The following is a 16,964-nucleotide window of genomic DNA, read 5'->3' as shown; positions in this document are numbered from 1 at the left end:
TGCTAGGGATTGGGAATAGCAGAGTTAATAGATATCAAGCCTGCGTTTGCCTGCACAGGCCTGACTAAAAGTCAGGTTTTGTAGCGACTCTAGATATTTTTCTTCCCAAGTGGCCTTATACCCGCTCAAACCTGTAATTAACGTTTTCTTGAAGATCTCGACTTCAAATCGCAAAGCCTGACAATTACCAGATTATTTCTTCTTCTCTGGTGGATAACGGCAGTTTCTACTGGAATTAGACCTTCGCCGCGAGTAGGTGGAAGCGCGGGTAGGCCAGGTCTACCATGGAAGAAGCCAATCTTTAGCTACTGCCTTTGGAGTTCTTATGCACGCGTCATCGCCCGTCGCTCTTGCTGTAGACGACGCCATTGCCCGTGACAGGGAAGCGCTTATTCACCATTTGAAAGGGGTGGTCGGCCCTCAGCACGTATTGACCGACCCCTCTCGCACAAAGCGATTTCGCAGCGGGTATCGCTTTGGTACGGGTGATGCGATTGCCGTCGTTCAGCCAGGTTCGCTTCTGGAACAGTGGGAGGTGGTCAAGGCGTGTGTGAAAGCCAATACGATTATCATCATGCAGGCGGCCAATACAGGGCTTACAGGCGGATCAACGCCCGACGGCAACGATTACGACCGTGACATTGTGCTCATCAATACCATGCGCATGAAGAAGATCCAGCTGATCATGAATGGAGACCAGGTGATCTGTTTTCCTGGGTCCACCCTTGATCAGCTGGAGCGAGAGCTGAAAGTTCACGGCCGGGAGCCTCATTCGGTGATTGGCTCCTCTTGCATCGGTGCGTCCGTGCTGGGTGGTGTCTGTAATAATTCAGGCGGTTCGCTCATCCAGCGCGGCCCGGCGTATACCCAGATGGCGCTTTATGCACGTCTGGATGAACGTGGTGAGCTTCATCTGGTCAATCACCTTGGTGTTGCGCTAGGCAGTACGCCGGAGGAAATCCTGACGCGGCTGGATAATCACCAGTACAGTGAAGCCGACATCGAACGTGACGCAGGGGCCGGTTCTGACAAGGGCTACACCAGCCATGTGCGGGAGGTGGATGCCGATACCCCGGCGCGCTTCAACGCCGACACGAGCCGCTTGTACGAGGCTTCTGGCAGCGCAGGAAAGCTGGCTGTTTTTGCGGTTCGGCTGGATACCTTTCCCATCGAGAAAGATACCGCGGTTTTCTATATCGGCACTAACGATACCGCCGACCTTACGGAAATCCGGCGGCATATGCTCGCCAACTTTCCGCAATTACCCATTGCCGGTGAGTACATGCATCGGGATGCCTTCGATGTCGCAGAAGCCTACGGCAAAGACACTTTTCTCATCATCGACCGCCTAGGCACCGAACGGCTGCCCAAGTTGTTCTCGCTCAAGAGCCGTTTCGATGAGGTATTCAACCGTTTCAGCTTTCTACCATCGCACCTCGGTGACCGGGTTCTGCAGGCACTGAGCCGGTTGTTCCCAAGCCATCTGCCCAAGCGAATGAAAGCGTATCGGGATCAGTATGAGCATCATTTGATACTCAAGGTCGCGGGCCCTTTGATCGATGAGACGCAGCGTTACCTAGACAGCTTTTTCGGTCAAGCCCGTGGTGCCTATTTCAGGTGTACCGCTGAGGAAGGGCGCAAGGCGTTCCTGCATCGCTTTGCCGCTGCCAGCGCAGCGATACGTTATCGGGACGTTCACCCTAAGGAGGTGGAAGACATCGTGGCGCTGGACATCGCATTGAGACGCAATGACCGGGAGTGGTTCGAAACGCTTCCCGCTGACCTCGATGGCAAGCTTGTTCATAAGCTGTACTACGGTCATTTCTTCTGCCATGTTTTCCATCAGGATTACATCGTCAAGAAAGGTAATGACTGTCTGGCGATTGAGCATCGCATGTGGGACTTACTGGATCAGCGTGGTGCAGAGTATCCGGCAGAACACAACGTGGGCCATCTCTACCATGCCAAGCCGGGCCTAAAAGCGTTCTACCGCAAGCTCGATCCATGCAATAGCTTCAACCCAGGCATCGGTCACACCAGCAAGTGCAGCCATTGGGCAGAGCCGGGAATACAGGCGGGAAGGGTGATTGAGTAAAGAAATTAGATGCTGAGTTAAATCAGGCGAAGAGAATAAATGACCGCCTTAGAACGGGTAACCGTGGGGAAACTAAAGCGGTCGATATAAATGTTACGTATCGAATGTTAAGAAATGATGAATGCGCGATGAAGGAAGCATGACGGCTTACCAGTATGTCTCCGATCATCAAGAACAAAGACCCAGGATTGGCATGTCTGTTTTTATCTTAGAAGAGGTAAAAGATCATAGCCATATCGCTAGATATCATTTTGATATTAGTCAATGATAAAGCCGCTGAACGGTCTAAAAGGATAGATAGACGGTATTTTCGTAATGTGATCTGCAGCACATAATAGCCCGCCTCTTTTCAGGTCTCATGGAGGGTGATGGCGTGGCGGAAAGAGATAAGGCGAGACGGCTCGTAGAGCTGCAGAAGGAAATTCGTCAGTACCAGATAAAGGTAGACCAGGCCCGCCTGCTCGTCCAGAAAACTTTTCTGGATTACTCGGAAGCCTATAATACCTTGAGTTTGCTGGAGGCTCAGCTTGAAGCCGAATGGCAGCATCAGGGCGTTAGTGCCTGACAACTGTGTTTTATTCAGGCTGGGCGATTCTGGTTCGCGTAATCAGTTTTCTAATCGATAATTCAATAGCCCCGATTTTCAAATCGCTTCTGCCCTGTATCCTATGGCTGCGTATAACGCTTGAGGAGCAGGGTCGTGAGCAAGACGCGAGTAGGGGTCATCTTTGGCGGTCGCTCTTCGGAGCATGAGGTTTCATTACAATCCGCCAAAAATATTGTCGACGCCATCGACAAGGCGAAATTCGAGGTCATTCTTATCGGAATCGACAAGGAAGGCCGATGGCATCTCAATGATGCGTCCGATTATTTGCTTCACGCTGAGAACCCCGCGCTCATTGCACTCAATCGGTCCAATCGAGCCTTGGCCCTTGTGCCAGGACAGCGTGAGCAGCAACTGATTGAAACCTCTTCTGCCCAGGCGCTGGGGCAAATTGATGTCATTTTCCCGATTGTGCACGGCCCCTTGGGCGAAGACGGTTCTCTTCAAGGGCTTCTCCGCATGGCCGATTTGCCTTTCGTGGGGTCTGGCGTGCTGGGGTCTGCTGTCTGCATGGATAAGGATGTTACCAAGCGGCTACTGCGTGATGCGGGATTACCGGTTACTCCTTTCCTAACGTTCAGCCGCCTGACCGCTGCCCGCACTTCATTCAGTGAGGTCACCGCAGCGTTGGGGACGCCGGTGTTCGTCAAACCTGCCAATCAAGGTTCGTCCGTAGGTGTCAGCAAGGCGGAAACGGAAGCCGAATACCTTGATGCGATGGCTCAGGCATTTGCCTACGATACCAAGGTGTTGGTGGAGCAGGCCGTCAAGGGCCGTGAAATCGAGTGTGCAGTTCTCGGAAACGAGGAGCCGGTCGCCAGTGCGTGCGGAGAAATCGTTGTGCACAGTGGTTTCTACTCATACGACACCAAATATATCGATGATGCAGCGGCTGAGGTCAATGTCCCGGCGGATCTGCCGTCTGCGATCAGCGAGCGCATACGCTCACTGGCGTTGGACGCATTCAAGGTGCTGGGATGTTCGGGATTGGCAAGGGTCGATGTGTTTCTGACAGCCAGTGGCGAGGTCTTGATCAATGAAGTTAATACACTCCCGGGCTTTACCAATATCAGCATGTATCCCAAGCTCTGGGAAGCTAGCGGGCTGTCTTATCAGGATTTGATCACCCGGCTGATTGAGCTGGCGCAGGAGCGTCATGCCCAGGAGCGTGCACTTAAGCATTCACGTTAGTCGAGAAGAAGGCTAAGGCAGTCCGCCTTAGCCTTTGTTCAGCCTTACAGCCTTACAGCCTTACAGCCTTACAGCCTTTTGAGCCGCGGGTTTGGCAAGGATGCCGTCGGCCCGGAACATGGCCTTGATACCCCGCACGGCCTGACGAATACGGTCCTGGTTTTCGATCAACGCGAAGCGGACATGGTCGTCCCCGTAGTCTCCAAATCCAATCCCGGGTGAGACCGATACCTTGGCATCCGCCAGCAGCTTCTTGGCAAATTCAAGCGAGCCCAGGTGCGCATAGGCTTCAGGGGTTTTGGCCCAGACATACATCGATGCCTTTGGGTTCTCAACCATCCAGCCCGCTTCATGGAGACCTTTCACCAGCACATCCCGACGTTGCTGATACTGCGTAGCAATGTCACGAACGCATTGCTGATCGCCTTCCAATGCCGCAATCGCAGCTACCTGTAATGGCGTAAATGTCCCGTAATCATGGTAGCTCTTGATACGCGCGAGCGCGTTGACCAACTCGAGGTTGCCTACCATGAAGCCGATTCGCCAGCCGGCCATGTTGTAGCTTTTGGACAGAGTGAAGAACTCGACGGCGATGTCCTTGGCACCCGGTACTTGCATGATGGACGGTGCCTTCCAGCCGTCGAACACGATGTCGGCATAGGCGAGGTCGTGAACGACCAGAACGTTGTATTGCTTGGCCAGGGCGATGACGCGTTCGAAAAACTCAAGCTCAACGCATTGAGCCGTGGGATTGGATGGAAACCCCAGGATCATCATCTTTGGCTTGGGAATACTTTCGCGAATAGCCCGCTCAAGCTCGGCAAAAAAATCCATACCCGGTACCAGCGGTACGGAGCGTACCTGGGCACCTGCAATAACAGCACCATAGATATGAATCGGATAGCTGGGGTTGGGTACCAGTACCGTGTCGCCGGCGTCCAGGGTTGCCAGCATAAGATGGGCGAGACCTTCCTTTGACCCAATCGTGACGATGGCTTCGGACTCCGGATCAATTTCGACTGAATAACGATCCTGATACCAGCGCGAGATGGCGCGGCGCAGGCGAGGGATGCCTTTAGAGCTGGAGTAGCCGTGAGTGTCTTCACGCTGGGCGACCTGGCACAGCTTTTCCACAATGTGAGGCGGTGTGGCGCCGTCCGGATTACCCATGCTCAGGTCGATGATGTCCTCGCCACGACGGCGAGCGGCCAGCTTGAGTTCAGCGGTAATGTTGAAAACGTAAGGGGGGAGACGATCAATACGCGTGAAGCGACGCATGGAGCTGGAGTCAGCCATGTTTTCCTCGATAGACGTAAGCGCCCGGAACCGTCCGAGCGACGCAGGTCACAGCATGTGACGTGACATGACTGTAGCCGAGAGAAAAGCGAAGCGGCATAGACAGTTTTCTTTTTATTTAATGACCTTCTGTATTACACACCCTTCGAAAGGCCTGCGATCAGCTTGCCCAGGAGCTGATCCAGTTGATGCTGTTCTGCAGCGGTCAGTGCGGCCAATACCTGGCGCTCGTTTTCAACATGTGGCGCCAGCATCTCATCGATCAGCATTCGCCCTTTGTCTGTCAAGGCGACCAGTGTACCGCGGCGGTCAGAGGGGTGTTTGCGCCGTTCTATCAATTCGGCGCGCTCCAGACGATCCAGGCGGTTGGTCATGCCACCTGAGGAGATCATTGCCGCCTCATAAAGCGCCGTTGGCGTCAATGCAAATGGCTCTCCCGAGCGCCGCAGGGTGGCCAATACATCAAACTCGCCCGGATGCAATTCATAGCGGGCAAAGTAGGGGTTGATGTAATCCCGCGTAATCAGCTGGGCAAGCTCGCCAAATCTCCCCAGGACCTGCATAGGGAAGGGGTCTATATCCGGCCGTTGAGTTTTCCATTGCTGAGCAGCAAGCAGGGCTCGATCAGTCATGTTGTATCCTCATATCTTGACGTTAAGATACTTTGTATTAAGGTAATTATAGAGAGGTCAATCCAGACAATCAAAAAGGAGTTGTGCATGACTGCCTCGAACCACACCTGTAGAACCTGGCCAGTAGTGTTGGCCCTGATGCTGGTCAGCCTTAACCTAAGGCCCATCCTGGCTGCGATTGGACCATTGCTCGATGAAATCCAGCATACGACTGGGCTTACCAATGCTTCGGCAGGTCTGCTGACGACATTGCCCGTATTTGCAATGGGCGTGGGCGCCTTGTTTGGCTCATGGCTTCAGGTGCTTTTGGGGGAATATAAAGGGGTTATGGCTGGCGTAACGGCGATTGCGCTGGCAGGTGTATTACGCTGGCTGCTGCCTTCGACAACCGGGCTTGTCTTGACGGCCATGCTTGCAGGGCTGGGTATCGCGTTGGTACAGGCGCTACTGCCCGCTTATATCAAACGTCACTTTCCTACCCGTGTAGGTATGCTGATGGGCCTTTACACCACCGGTATCATGGGTGGGGCCGCGCTTGCTGCAGCGTCAGCGTCGCCGCTGACACAGATCACCGGTAATTGGGAAATCACTTTTGCCCTGTGGTCCGTTCCTGCAGTCCTGGGTGCGCTGGCGTGGAGGCAGACTGCCTCACATGAAACTGCACCAGCCGCCACCGCGCCCGTCCGGCTCCCGTTGGGTGCCGGTAGAGCCTGGTTGCTGATGGCGGCTTTTGGTATCGGTACTGGTGCGTATACATTGGTACTCGCCTGGCTCCCGCCGTTCTATGTTCAGTTGGGGTGGTCTGCAGCTGACAGCGGCTATCTGCTCGGCGCACTGACGCTAACGGAAGTAGCAGCAGGGCTTTCCGTATCAATGTTCATTGGTCGCTTTCCTGATCGGCGTGTTCCGTTATTAGGTATGTTGCTGCTGATATTGGCGGGGTTGGCAGGACTCGTGATCGCGCCCTTGTCAATGGCCATTCCCGCCGCCGTATTGCTCGGTATCGGAATCGGCGCACTGTTTCCGCTCTCCCTGATCGTGACTATGGATCACGTCAGCGATGCCAAAGGCGCCGGCGCATTGATGGGGTTCGTACAGGGGGGCGGTTACATCATTGCCAGCGGTATGCCCTTCCTGGCGGGGTTGATACGAGAGCACTCAACCAATCTTTCCCAGGCATGGCTGCTGATGGCATTCGGTATTGTGGTGCTGATGGCAATCGTGATGCGTTTTAAGCCTGCCGCTCAGTTCGAGTCTCATAGCTGGCGTTTACAGCCTCGCTAGGTGCTACCTTGGCGGTCAGTCTGGTCCAGCACCGACCGCCTTTCCTTTTAGGGTAGCTGACTCGCATCCCGGTTTGAGTCGAGCGGCTGCGTGGCAGAGGCAACGAAGCCTTTCTGGACCCTCTGGAGATAAAATCAGATAGGGTTCGTATGTCAGTGTGCAAAATAATGCATACCGCCATCTACCGGAATAACCGCGCCGGTGATGTAGCGTGCCAGTGGTGAGGCGAGAAACGCGATCAATGCAGCAACGTCTTCAGGCTCGCCAAAATAACCGGCCGGAATATGACGCTGAACGAAGTCGGCCCTGGCTTCAGCAGAAGGGTGCAGCTGGGTCATGACCTGCCTGCTATGGATTCGACCCGGCGCAATACAGTTGACGGTAATGCCTTGCACGGCGACCTCACAGGACAGTCCCTTCGACCAGAGATGCAGCGCACCCTTGGCTGCGCTCGCCGCGTTCAGGCTGCGCGGCTCCATGGACCCGCTGATTGAAATGATCCGACCCCAACGTCTGTTCTGCATAGCAGGAAGTACGGCATGGGTCAGCCGCCGGGCTGCAATGAAATTGAGCAGAAAGGCTTGGCGCCACTCCTCTTCGCTTGCCATCAATGCGACAGGACGCGAGGCGCCCGCTGCATTGATCAGAATATCAATGACGCTGCCTTCGATCGCTTCAAGCACGCTGTGCAACGCATCTTCATCAGCCAAGTCCCCTGTAAGAAGCTTTACGGTAGGGGCGCCCAGTATGGACGCCTCACAAGCAACGGCCTGCAACCGCTCCGTATCCCTGGCAAGCAGAACGAGGTTGACACCCTCGGCAGCCAATAGCTTTGCAATACCAGCCCCTATACCAGCGCTTGCATCTGTGACCAGCACCGTCTTGCCATCAAGACAGATATCCATGGTTACCACTCCTGGCTAATCAGATCGTGTATGGCGTCCGCAAGCGTGTCGACTTCCGCTTCGCTGATGATCAATGGCGGTAACAGGCGAATAGTATTTTCCCGCGTAACATTGATTAGCAGGCGATGCCGGTCAAGCGCCCGTTGCATCAATGATCGGCAGGGCTTATTCAATTGAATGCCCAGCAGGAGACCATGGCCGCGTATTGCCTGAACCTGTAGGAGGTGGCTCAAGCGGTTCTCGAGGCGGTCCTTGAGCTGTGTACCCCGTTGTGCCGCATGCAGGACCAAGCCTTCTTCCTCGATAACATCCAGCACAGCACATCCCACTCGGCATACGAGCGGATTTCCACCAAAGGTACTGCCATGGCTTCCTGGTGTGAAAAGATCGGCAGCAATGCCAGCTGCCAGGCAAGCGCCAATAGGCAAGCCATTGGCAAGCGCCTTGGCGATTGTAACGACGTCGGGTTGGATGCCTTCATGTTGATAGGCGAACCAGGCACCTGTACGACCCATGCCGCTCTGAATTTCATCCAGCATGAGCAACCAGCCGTTGCGCGTGCAATGCGTGCGTAACGCGGTGAGGTAACCCACGGGTGGCGTTATCACGCCGGCTTCTCCCTGAATGGGCTCAATCAGCAATGCTACAATCTGGTCACCATACCGTTGGGTTACGGCGTCAAGTGCGTCCAAGTCACCAAACGGTATCCTGACAAAGTCATTGATCAACGGCCCGAAGCCGTTGCGAACACTAGGGCTGTCGCTGGCGGATATCATGGCGAGTGAGCGCCCATGAAATGCATTTTCCATCACGACCACCTTGGGTGTTAAGACGCCTTTATGCTGAGCATACCGACGGGCAAGTTTAAAAGCGGCCTCGTTGGCCTCCGAGCCCGAATTGCCAAAGAATACGCGCTGCATACCCGTAAGTTGTGTCAGACGCTCGGCCAACTCGTGCTGCCAGGTAATGCTGTAGTGATTGGAGGTGTGCATCAGCAGGTCGGCCTGCTCCTGAATGACTTGGGTAATCCGCGGGTGGGAGTGACCTATATTGGTTACCGCAATACCCGCAACAGCATCCAGATATTCAATTCCTTGCTGATCCCAAACTCGCGTTCCCTTGCCCCTTACAAAGCTGACCGTCAACGGGCTATATGTCTGCATCAAGGGCAGGGATGAGCCTGTAAATGCAGACGTCTGGCCAAATGCGAAGGTAGAGGTTGAAGAGATAGCTGTCATAAAGCCTCCTATTAGAGAAGGCTTGAGTATCTTTATGTAGCAATATGAGATAAACGCTATGATTGTTCTATCACTTTGAATTCAGGCTTTAAAATGGATCTTTATCAAGCCATGACGGTGTTTGTACGTGTAGTCGAAAGCGGCAGCATGACTGCAGCAGGTGAACAGTGTGGATTGTCCACTACGATGGTCGGCAACCATTTCCGCGCGTTGGAGAAGCGCCTCGGCATGAGTCTTTTGCGCAGGACTACTCGGCGGCAAAGCCTGACAGAGTTCGGGTCGGTCTATTATCAGCGGTGCGTCGAGGTGCTGGGTCTCGTAGCCGATTCGGAGCGTCTGGCTGAGCAGGCGCAGGCTAACCCTCATGGAGTCTTACGTCTCACGGCACCGCCCACGTTTGGCTCGGAATGCCTGATGCCTGCCTTGGCAGACTATCTGGCCCAGTACCCAGAAATCAGGCTCGACGTGGTATTAACGGATCGAGTGGTCGATCTGGTTGAGGAGGGTTTCGATGTCGCCATTCGCCTGGGCACGCTGGATGCGTCACGGCTCATTGCCCGACCACTGATGGACTATCGCCTGACGATATGTGCATCGCCTCAGTATCTACAGCGGCATGGTTACCCAGAACGGCCGGAAGAGCTTTCCCACCACGAATGCTTGTCCTTCGCCTATCCTGCCGGCACGGAGTGGCGATGGACCGAAAAGCGTTGGTGCTTGAGCGGACCGGAAGGCGAGGTTTCCATCGATATCAGTGGCCGTGTCATAGTCAATAGTGCCCAGGGGCTTCGGCAGGCCGCGCTCAGTGGGATCGGGATCGTTATGCTACCTAACGTCCTCGTGTGGCAAGATCTGCAGCAGGGCAGGTTGGTCAAGCTGCTGGACCATTATCAATTGCCCAGCAGACCCATGCACCTAGTCTATTCCCAGGACCGTTATCGCTCACTCAAACTCCGCAGTTTTGTTGATTATGCGTTAGAGGCATTTAGGTAAGGAGGCTGCTCTCCGCTCAAACATAGCTGTTGCCAACTGGCACAACTGTTGCTTTTATCCTGCTGCCCTTAAGTTAACGCCTCGATAACCGATACGTATAACAGGTGGATCATGTGCTTAATGACTTGTCAATAACACTGGTCGAGCGAATTGATACTGAACATTCAGATGTAGTTCATCACGATCAATCATGAAAACACGTTATACAGGCACGGCGGACAGATTGCTAAATCCTGCTGCACAGCAGGAGGGTAGCGCTTTTGATCTTACAAAGGATGAATATGCGTTCATCAATCTGATCCTGAGGGAACACGCGTCCAATGATGGACGTGCAGATGGTCAAGCGACAGACGCCAATTTAATGACTGATCTTTCAGATACAGAGCTGAGGAATGAGTTTTCCAATCAGGCCCAGATGCTTGATGCTGCCATGACGCTGATCGATGCTTCCTCTTTTTCCGGTCAGGAAACACTAGAGCAGGCGGCCCTCGAATGCCTCAAGCTGGCACGTGCCCTGGTTGGGCAGTTGATGGGCCAGCCTGGAAGCAATGAGGTACCTTCAGTAGGATGATGCGTTTTACTCTCCGTCTCTGTTCATCCAGCTGTTGATTTCTGCGAAAGAAACGGCGCTTTCGGCAAAGCCGAATGTGCCTTCATCGCGAGCTTCCAACGCCGCTGCGATAAATCCACTCCATGCCGCTCGCGCCAATGAGCTACCCAGACTTATCCGTTTGACTCCCGCTTCGGCCAGCTCACTCACGCTATAGTTCGCTCCAGACAGGCCCATCACAACATTGACTGGCTTGGATACGGACTCGCAAATCAGCCGTATGGCTTCCAGATCAGGCAGCCCGGGTACATACAAGACATCTGCTCCTGCTGCTTCGTAGGCTTGGAGACGCCGCACCGTATCATCGAGGCTTGCACCACCACAGGTATAGGTCTCAGCACGTGCGACCAGCATGAAAGGGTAACCCAGCTCCTTTACGGCTTCAGCTGCAGCCGCGATACGCTCCACCGCATGGTTGAAATCGTAGAGAGGCGAGCTTGCGTTGCCGGTGGCATCCTCGATCGAGCCGCCTGCCAGTCCTATTTCAGCCGCCCGCTGTATCGTTTCGCTCACTGCTTCTGGCGAGTCACCAAAGCCGTTTTCCAGGTCTGCGCTGACCGGCAGGTCGGTTGCCAGAACGATACTTTCCGCATTGGCCAACACGCAATCACGGGAAAGGCTCCCGCGTGCATCCTGGCGCCCCAGGCTGAAGGCTAATCCTGCGCTGGTCGTTGCCAAGGCCTCGAAGCCAAGCCGGCTCAATATGCGGGCGCTACCGGCATCCCATGGATTGGGTAGGATCAGCGGTTGATCATACGTATGAAGCTTCTTGAAGAGTGCCGCTTTCTCGAAAACATCCATGGCTAGGTCCTTTCAGGCTCAATAGTCAGGTAATTCTTGCAGCTGCTTTGACGACGTGCAGTCAAACCGGGGCCTGCATCTTGACGCAGTCATTGCTGGAGCAGACCGCCGTCTGTCAGCGGAAACAAGGGATGCGATTTCCTGAACTGAATTGAGACGGAGTCGACTAATCTCATCAATGGCCTATGGAAGCGACAGCTGGCACTAAACTCTTTTAAACGTCGTGTCTCAAAGCTCGCGTACAGGAATCCATCGTCAGGATCTTCACTTTCAGGGCATTTTTATCAGAGCCGCGCCCAGGCTCAACATTATGGATATGCCGAATGGACGCCTACGCCGTGCTTAATGAAGAGCTTACCCTTTTAGCCAGCAGCGACTCACTGCCACCCTATGACCGTAAGCTTGCCTCATCGATTCTCTATCGCCTGCTGATGGAAGAGTCAGGCGAGATGTCTCAGATCTGCCGGTCCTCCATTCTGACCGTTCTGGCTATGTTGATTCGTGAAGATGTTGAAAAGAACAACAAGCAAGCCATCGCAACGACCAATCAGATTCTTGAGCGTATCAAGCAGTAATAAAAGTCCGCCTCATGCGCCTGAGTTCTAGAGCTCAGGTAGGCATCGACTCGGACAGGCGATAAAGCTGGAGCTGTTAAACGCTCCCTGACAGCTTACTCACCACCTACCAACCGGTCGAGATCTATGGGATCTCCCGGCTGGGTATGCAGTTTTCCTCTTAAATCTTCAAACATCTGGTCGTAATCCTCGTGATGCGTAAAGACGCTCGCCTTGGGTAGAGGCACACCATAGCGGCGCAGGCGATGATCAATTTCCGCCAGGAAGTTATAGGCTTCGTCTCGGTGCATGGAAAACTTTTCTTCTACCGCACGTTGGCCCACGTGGCCTGAGAGATGAAAGTGAGCATGCTGGTTTGAGGAAACAGGGTCGACCGTATATTCCAGCAGCAAATGCATGGCAGGAAGGTATCCATTGGCAACCTGATCGACTTCAATGCGGCCGGGCACGAACATGAGCAAACTCCTGAAGAAATGATCACTAACTTTTCAACGCTGCTGGTGGATGATGTAACCGTCAAATCAGCAGCGACAGTATGAATGTCCAGACGCAAACATACGCCAACAGTGCCAGGCTGTACTGAAGCACCATTCTCATAATCGAAGATTCAGCGCCTACCTGATCCACGGCGGCTGCGGCAATGGCGATCGACTGTGGTGAAATCAGCTTGGCCATCACGCCGCCGCTGGTATTGGCGGCGACAAGCAGTGCCTGGCTGGTGCCAATCTGAAGCGCTGTCACGGATTGCAGATGGGCAAACAGCGTGTTGTTGTTGACCACCGAGCCGGTGATAAAAACGCCCAGCCAGCCGATAGCAGGAGAAAGCAGTGGAAAGATGCTTCCGGTTTCTGCCAAGGCAAGCCCGATGGTAGAAGAGGCACCTGAAAAATTGGCGATATAGGCAACACCCATGATGAGGCAGATCATGATCAAGGGACGCCACAGCTCTTTTATGGTCTGCTTCAACTGCTCGCCTGCACCCTGCCATGAAAGCGTAGGAGAAAGCAGTGTGGTTAACAGTACTGAAAGTAGAATGGCTGTTCCCGGCGCGCTGATTAGCGCAACGCTCCAGGTAGCGGGTAAGGTATGAGCTACAGCGGCAATTGGTGGAATTTCTTCGATCTGCTGATGAAGAAACGGGGCATTCAGTTTGAGCACACTGGCCGCCAACGGGCCCTGCGCTGCAAACAGCGATTTGAATGCGGGCAGACTCCACAGCAGCACGATTCCGGTCAGAATATAAAAAGGCGACCAGGCTGCCAGAACCTGCATCAGAGACCAACGCTGTGTAGAGCGTGGCGGTGCGTCAGACTCGCGATAGATACGCCTGGGCTGCCAGACCTGCATGAACAGCGCAAGGGCTCCCATGGATACAAGCGGGGCGATGATATCCACCAGCTCCGGTCCTAGCAGATACAGCGTAAGCGTCTGCAGACCACTGAATAGCACGCCGATCAACAAAAGGACCGGCCATGTTTCACGGATGCCACGCAACCCATCCAGTACCAGGATCAAGAGCGTCGGAATAAGCAGGGTGGCTGGCTGAACAATGGCGATCATCATCAGCGCCATGTCATCCAGCGGCACAGAGCCTTGTTGCGCGCCAACAATTACCGGGATTCCGATGGCGCCATAGGCGCCAGCCGCAGCATTGGCCAGCAGGCACAGCATGGCAGCCTTGAGCGGCTTGAAACCCAACTCGACCAGAAGCGCCGCGCAGATGGCAATAGGTACACCAAAGCCTGCAGCACCCTCGAGAAAGCCACCAAAGCAGAACGCAATCAAGATGACCTGAATGCGCTGATCTTCAGAAATGGTGGCAATACTGCCACGGATGACATCAAACTTGCCGCTCTTGACTGCCAGTTTGTAAAGCCACACCGCCATCAGCACGATATAGCCAATCGGCCATAAACCGTTGGCGATGCCCAACAGTGCGGCGCTCAGGATTTTGCCAAGGGGCATGCCGAACAGAAACAGAGAGGAGACCACGGCAATGCCCAGGGTCAACAGGGAGGCGGTCAGCCCTTTCAACTTGAGAAGCGTCAGTGCTGTCAGAAAGAACAAGATAGGAACAGCGGCCACCAAAGCCGAGAGATAGGCGTTACCAAGCGGGTCGTATAGTTGTTGCCACATGACGGGGCTCCCTTAGCGGCCGGCCGGATCCCTGTTGATCAGCACATTGGAGCATGCTGTCCCGTTCACCAGGCATTCCAGGTTACGGAGTGTCACCTCGGAAATCTCGCGTAGCGCTTCGACGGTAAAGAAGCCCTGGTGTCCGGTCACAATCACATTGGGAAAGGTCATCAGCCGCTGGAAGACATCGTCATCAATGATGTCGGATGAGCGATCATGGAAGAAGAGGAAACTTTCCTGCTCATACACATCAATGGCCAGGGCGCCTAACTGACGGCTCTTCAGTGCCTCTATAACAGCGGCCGTGTCCACCAGTCCGCCGCGGGAGGTATTGACGAGCATGGCGCCGGGCTTCATCTCGGCCAAGGTGCGTTCATTGATAATGTGGCGGGTTGCGTCCATCAAGGGGCAGTGCAACGTCACGATGTCCGATTGTGCCAGTAGCATGTCGAGGTCAACGAAATCCCCAAGCGTCTTGAATTCAGGCGCAGGCATGGGATCGTATCCCAGCAGGCGACAGCCAAATCCTTTCAGGATGCGGGCCGTTGCCAAACCGATTTTGCCGGTGCCGATAACCCCGACCGTTTTGCCATGCAGCGTAAACCCCAGCAGCCCCTCCAGCATGAAATTGCCTTCGCGGACGCGGTTATAAGCCCGATGCGTATGCCGGTTAAGCGTAAGGATAAGCGCAATGGTGTGCTCGGCCACTGCTTCGGGTGAATAGGCAGGGACACGCGCAACAAAGAGTCCTAGTCGCTCGGCAGCGTCGAGGTCTACATTATTAAAACCTGCACAACGCAGGAGAATCGCATTGACCCCATATTCCTTGAGTGTTTCGAGAACAGGCGCATCGAGTTGATCGTTGACGAAGGTGCAAATGGCGTCGCTGCCCTGCGCGAGCGCAACGGTTTGAAGCGAGAGCGGGACATTTTGATAGGTGAACTCGAAGTTGTGATGAGCGAAATGGTGTCTATTGGCTTCGTCAAGAAACCGCTGATCGTAGGGCTGGGCGCTGAAAACAGTGATTTTCATGCGATCTCCTCAAGTCACAAAAGAACGAAGTGGTCGTCCCACGTCTGCTACTGCACGGCCAGTATGGCAATGCCCACGTCTGATACAGATACCCCAAGCCTAGACGAAACCGTCTAGGCTGCTACTTCAACATGGGGTTCACTGAGCCTAAGCACCAAAACTGCGAATTGTGCAAACATCCTGAGAAAGCTTGTGCTGGTAAGCCGACTTCCATCAGCGCTACGCTTGCACCGTTTCCCTACTGGTTACCGGCGACGTGACGTCTGTAACCAGTAGGTTGTTTTCCTACATAGTCGATTACGAGCCCGCGCCATGAATGTCATCCTGAACCGTCGAACGTTTTTATTGGCTAGCGCTGTGGTGTCTGCGTCTTATTCGCTAGGTACGCTGGCTGGCGCTAATCGGGATGATGCTTCCTTTCAAGATCGGCTGGCTAAGTTGGAGCAGCAGCTGAACGGACGGCTTGGAGTATGCGCCATCGATACCGCAAATGGAGCACAGTTGGGCTATCGCGCCAATGAGCGGTTTGCCATGAACAGCACGTTCAAGGTCATGCTCGCCTCAGCGTTTCTCGCCCGAAGCCAAGACGAACCGGGGCTCCTCGAAGAACGGCTCACGTACACCCGGGCCGATCTGGTCACATACTCTCCCGTGACGGAAAAGCACGTTTCCACTGGGATGACCGTTGCCGAATTGTGCGCCGCAGGCATTCAGTACAGTGATAACACCGCGGCCAATGTGCTCATGAAAAAGCTGGGGGGCCCTGAAGCGGTCACCGCATTTGCCCGTTCGATAGGCGATACGCATTTTCGCCTCGATCGGTGGGAAACCGAACTCAATTCGGCTATTCCGGGAGATCCTCGTGATACGAGTACCCCTCAGGCCATGGCAATGAGCCTGCAACGTCTGGCATTGGGTGACATGCTGGCTGCGGATAAACAGCATCAGTTGCAGGCGTGGTTGAAAGGCAATACCACAGGTGGCAAGCGTATCCGGGCCGGGGTACCGGCTGGCTGGCAGGTAGGCGATAAGACAGGTACGGGTGATTACGGCTCGGCCAACGACGTGGCTATCCTCTGGCCGCCTCGCCGTGCACCCGTTGTGCTGGCTCTCTATTCCGCTCTTGAAAACCAGCAGGCGGAAGCGCGCAATGACGTACTGGCCGATGCGGCGCGCATTGTGGCTGAATGGGTGACAGGCTGATTCCAGCCCATACGCTACGCTCATGCGCAGCGGGTAGTTAAACTGGTGTACAGGAGATGGTATTTCTCCTTTAACTGCTCTTGGGGTAATGATGCCTAAGAACCCTGTCTAGAAGGGTTCGTAGGCATGTGCCTGTACCTTTCCGCCCACATCAGGAAAGGTCAATCATGTACGTTTCTTTTCCCGCCGTTGTAACCAGTAGCTCTCCTAGCTGCGCGTTGCACTTTTGGCTTGGTGTAACGCTGAATGGGATGTTTCCCTCCTTCCTATTGGAACGCTATTCACGACCGGTCTGGGGCCTTGGATCATCGATACGCTATTCAGAGAATGTCGCACGTGGAGGTGTGATCAATCTTCTAGGCCGGCTTC

The 16,964-nt window shown here is 54.4% G+C and carries 16 protein-coding genes and 1 riboswitch; of the genes, 8 read left to right on the top strand and 8 right to left on the bottom strand.

What is annotated here, in order from left to right; genetic code table 11:
- Positions 1–325: 325 nt before the first annotated feature.
- The 3 genes from dld (at position 326) to ddlA (ending at position 3,890) form a co-directional block, all read left to right on the top strand.
- Positions 326–2,095 carry a D-lactate dehydrogenase gene (gene dld, locus HMPREF1487_RS20405; RefSeq protein ID WP_010798622.1) on the top strand — a complete coding sequence of 590 codons (1,770 nt, stop codon included), beginning with the start codon at positions 326–328 and terminating at the stop codon, positions 2,093–2,095.
- A 373-nt stretch (positions 2,096–2,468) separates the two neighbouring features.
- Entirely contained in the window at positions 2,469–2,660 is a 192-nt protein-coding gene (locus tag HMPREF1487_RS20400; protein ID WP_010798621.1) for a hypothetical protein, read from the top strand.
- 135 nt (positions 2,661–2,795) lie between these two features.
- Positions 2,796–3,890: a D-alanine--D-alanine ligase gene (ddlA, locus tag HMPREF1487_RS20395; protein ID WP_010798620.1), complete on the top strand. Its 1,095-nt coding sequence runs from the start codon at positions 2,796–2,798 to the stop codon at positions 3,888–3,890.
- A gap of 60 nt (positions 3,891–3,950) precedes the next feature.
- Here ddlA and alaC read toward each other — a convergent pair whose 3' ends face one another.
- Both alaC and HMPREF1487_RS20385 read right to left on the bottom strand, forming a co-directional pair.
- The gene (alaC, locus tag HMPREF1487_RS20390) at positions 3,951–5,186 is read right to left on the bottom strand and encodes an alanine transaminase (RefSeq protein WP_010798619.1); all 1,236 of its coding nucleotides are present in this window, start codon (positions 5,184–5,186) and stop codon (positions 3,951–3,953) included.
- A 134-nt stretch (positions 5,187–5,320) separates the two neighbouring features.
- Complete coding sequence (locus HMPREF1487_RS20385) at positions 5,321–5,818, bottom strand: MarR family winged helix-turn-helix transcriptional regulator (RefSeq protein ID WP_010798618.1); 498 nt, start codon at positions 5,816–5,818, stop codon at positions 5,321–5,323.
- An 87-nt stretch (positions 5,819–5,905) separates the two neighbouring features.
- On the opposite strand from HMPREF1487_RS20385, the gene HMPREF1487_RS20380 reads away from it, so the two are divergent.
- A complete protein-coding gene (locus HMPREF1487_RS20380; RefSeq protein WP_010798617.1) occupies positions 5,906–7,102 on the top strand; it encodes an MFS transporter in 1,197 nt (398 codons plus the stop codon).
- Between the two features lie 152 nt (positions 7,103–7,254).
- Here HMPREF1487_RS20380 and HMPREF1487_RS20375 read toward each other — a convergent pair whose 3' ends face one another.
- On the bottom strand, positions 7,255–8,007 hold the full coding sequence (locus HMPREF1487_RS20375) for an SDR family NAD(P)-dependent oxidoreductase (protein WP_010798616.1): 753 nt from the start codon (positions 8,005–8,007) through the stop codon (positions 7,255–7,257).
- 2 nt (positions 8,008–8,009) lie between these two features.
- Positions 8,010–9,170 (bottom strand): aspartate aminotransferase family protein, encoded by a 1,161-nt coding sequence (locus HMPREF1487_RS20370; RefSeq protein WP_037031147.1) that lies wholly within the window; start codon positions 9,168–9,170, stop codon positions 8,010–8,012.
- Positions 9,171–9,338: 168 nt separating this feature from the next.
- Here HMPREF1487_RS20370 and HMPREF1487_RS20365 point away from each other — a divergent pair, with 168 nt between their 5' ends.
- Complete coding sequence (locus tag HMPREF1487_RS20365) at positions 9,339–10,238, top strand: LysR family transcriptional regulator (protein ID WP_010798614.1); 900 nt, start codon at positions 9,339–9,341, stop codon at positions 10,236–10,238.
- 190 nt (positions 10,239–10,428) lie between these two features.
- Complete coding sequence (locus tag HMPREF1487_RS20360) at positions 10,429–10,809, top strand: hypothetical protein (RefSeq protein ID WP_010798613.1); 381 nt, start codon at positions 10,429–10,431, stop codon at positions 10,807–10,809.
- A 6-nt stretch (positions 10,810–10,815) separates the two neighbouring features.
- Here HMPREF1487_RS20360 and HMPREF1487_RS20355 read toward each other — a convergent pair whose 3' ends face one another.
- Positions 10,816–11,649 carry an isocitrate lyase/PEP mutase family protein gene (locus tag HMPREF1487_RS20355; protein WP_010798612.1) on the bottom strand — a complete coding sequence of 278 codons (834 nt, stop codon included), beginning with the start codon at positions 11,647–11,649 and terminating at the stop codon, positions 10,816–10,818.
- Positions 11,650–11,972: 323 nt separating this feature from the next.
- Between HMPREF1487_RS20355 and HMPREF1487_RS20350 the strand changes: the two genes are divergently transcribed.
- A complete protein-coding gene (locus HMPREF1487_RS20350; protein ID WP_010798611.1) occupies positions 11,973–12,224 on the top strand; it encodes a hypothetical protein in 252 nt (83 codons plus the stop codon).
- 95 nt (positions 12,225–12,319) lie between these two features.
- Here the strand turns inward: HMPREF1487_RS20350 and HMPREF1487_RS20345 are convergent, their stop codons facing one another.
- The 3 genes from HMPREF1487_RS20345 to HMPREF1487_RS20335 form a co-directional block, all read right to left on the bottom strand.
- Complete coding sequence (locus HMPREF1487_RS20345) at positions 12,320–12,679, bottom strand: DUF5064 family protein (protein ID WP_010798610.1); 360 nt, start codon at positions 12,677–12,679, stop codon at positions 12,320–12,322.
- A 61-nt stretch (positions 12,680–12,740) separates the two neighbouring features.
- The gene (locus HMPREF1487_RS20340; protein WP_010798609.1) at positions 12,741–14,360 is read right to left on the bottom strand and encodes an L-lactate permease; all 1,620 of its coding nucleotides are present in this window, start codon (positions 14,358–14,360) and stop codon (positions 12,741–12,743) included.
- 12 nt (positions 14,361–14,372) lie between these two features.
- Complete coding sequence (locus HMPREF1487_RS20335; protein ID WP_010798608.1) at positions 14,373–15,392, bottom strand: 2-hydroxyacid dehydrogenase; 1,020 nt, start codon at positions 15,390–15,392, stop codon at positions 14,373–14,375.
- Positions 15,393–15,704: 312 nt separating this feature from the next.
- On the opposite strand from HMPREF1487_RS20335, the gene HMPREF1487_RS20330 reads away from it, so the two are divergent.
- Entirely contained in the window at positions 15,705–16,595 is an 891-nt protein-coding gene (locus tag HMPREF1487_RS20330; protein WP_010798607.1) for an extended-spectrum class A beta-lactamase LUT-1, read from the top strand.
- A 43-nt stretch (positions 16,596–16,638) separates the two neighbouring features.
- Positions 16,639–16,700, top strand: a riboswitch (Fluoride riboswitch).
- The last annotated feature ends 264 nt before the right edge of the window (positions 16,701–16,964 follow it).

It is taken from the genome of Pseudomonas sp. HPB0071, assembly GCF_000478505.2.
GTDB classification, from domain to species: domain Bacteria; phylum Pseudomonadota; class Gammaproteobacteria; order Pseudomonadales; family Pseudomonadaceae; genus Chryseomonas; species Chryseomonas luteola.
The sequence above is the reverse complement of the archived record's forward strand: the minus strand, read 5'-3'. Positions and strand labels throughout refer to the sequence as shown.

What these genes read in the sequence shown, in the direction of transcription:
- dld (WP_010798622.1), top strand. Translation starts at nt 326, where the DNA reads ATGCACGCGTCATCGCCCGTCGCTCTTGCTGTAGACGACGCCATTGCC.
- alaC (WP_010798619.1), bottom strand. Translation starts at nt 5,186, where the DNA reads ATGGCTGACTCCAGCTCCATGCGTCGCTTCACGCGTATTGATCGTCTC.
- HMPREF1487_RS20385 (WP_010798618.1), bottom strand. Translation starts at nt 5,818, where the DNA reads ATGACTGATCGAGCCCTGCTTGCTGCTCAGCAATGGAAAACTCAACGG.
- HMPREF1487_RS20380 (WP_010798617.1), top strand. Translation starts at nt 5,906, where the DNA reads ATGACTGCCTCGAACCACACCTGTAGAACCTGGCCAGTAGTGTTGGCC.
- HMPREF1487_RS20375 (WP_010798616.1), bottom strand. Translation starts at nt 8,007, where the DNA reads ATGGATATCTGTCTTGATGGCAAGACGGTGCTGGTCACAGATGCAAGC.
- HMPREF1487_RS20370 (WP_037031147.1), bottom strand. Translation starts at nt 9,170, where the DNA reads ATGCAGACATATAGCCCGTTGACGGTCAGCTTTGTAAGGGGCAAGGGA.
- HMPREF1487_RS20365 (WP_010798614.1), top strand. Translation starts at nt 9,339, where the DNA reads ATGGATCTTTATCAAGCCATGACGGTGTTTGTACGTGTAGTCGAAAGC.
- HMPREF1487_RS20360 (WP_010798613.1), top strand. Translation starts at nt 10,429, where the DNA reads ATGAAAACACGTTATACAGGCACGGCGGACAGATTGCTAAATCCTGCT.
- HMPREF1487_RS20355 (WP_010798612.1), bottom strand. Translation starts at nt 11,649, where the DNA reads ATGGATGTTTTCGAGAAAGCGGCACTCTTCAAGAAGCTTCATACGTAT.
- HMPREF1487_RS20350 (WP_010798611.1), top strand. Translation starts at nt 11,973, where the DNA reads ATGGACGCCTACGCCGTGCTTAATGAAGAGCTTACCCTTTTAGCCAGC.
- HMPREF1487_RS20345 (WP_010798610.1), bottom strand. Translation starts at nt 12,679, where the DNA reads ATGTTCGTGCCCGGCCGCATTGAAGTCGATCAGGTTGCCAATGGATAC.
- HMPREF1487_RS20340 (WP_010798609.1), bottom strand. Translation starts at nt 14,360, where the DNA reads ATGTGGCAACAACTATACGACCCGCTTGGTAACGCCTATCTCTCGGCT.
- HMPREF1487_RS20335 (WP_010798608.1), bottom strand. Translation starts at nt 15,392, where the DNA reads ATGAAAATCACTGTTTTCAGCGCCCAGCCCTACGATCAGCGGTTTCTT.
- HMPREF1487_RS20330 (WP_010798607.1), top strand. Translation starts at nt 15,705, where the DNA reads ATGAATGTCATCCTGAACCGTCGAACGTTTTTATTGGCTAGCGCTGTG.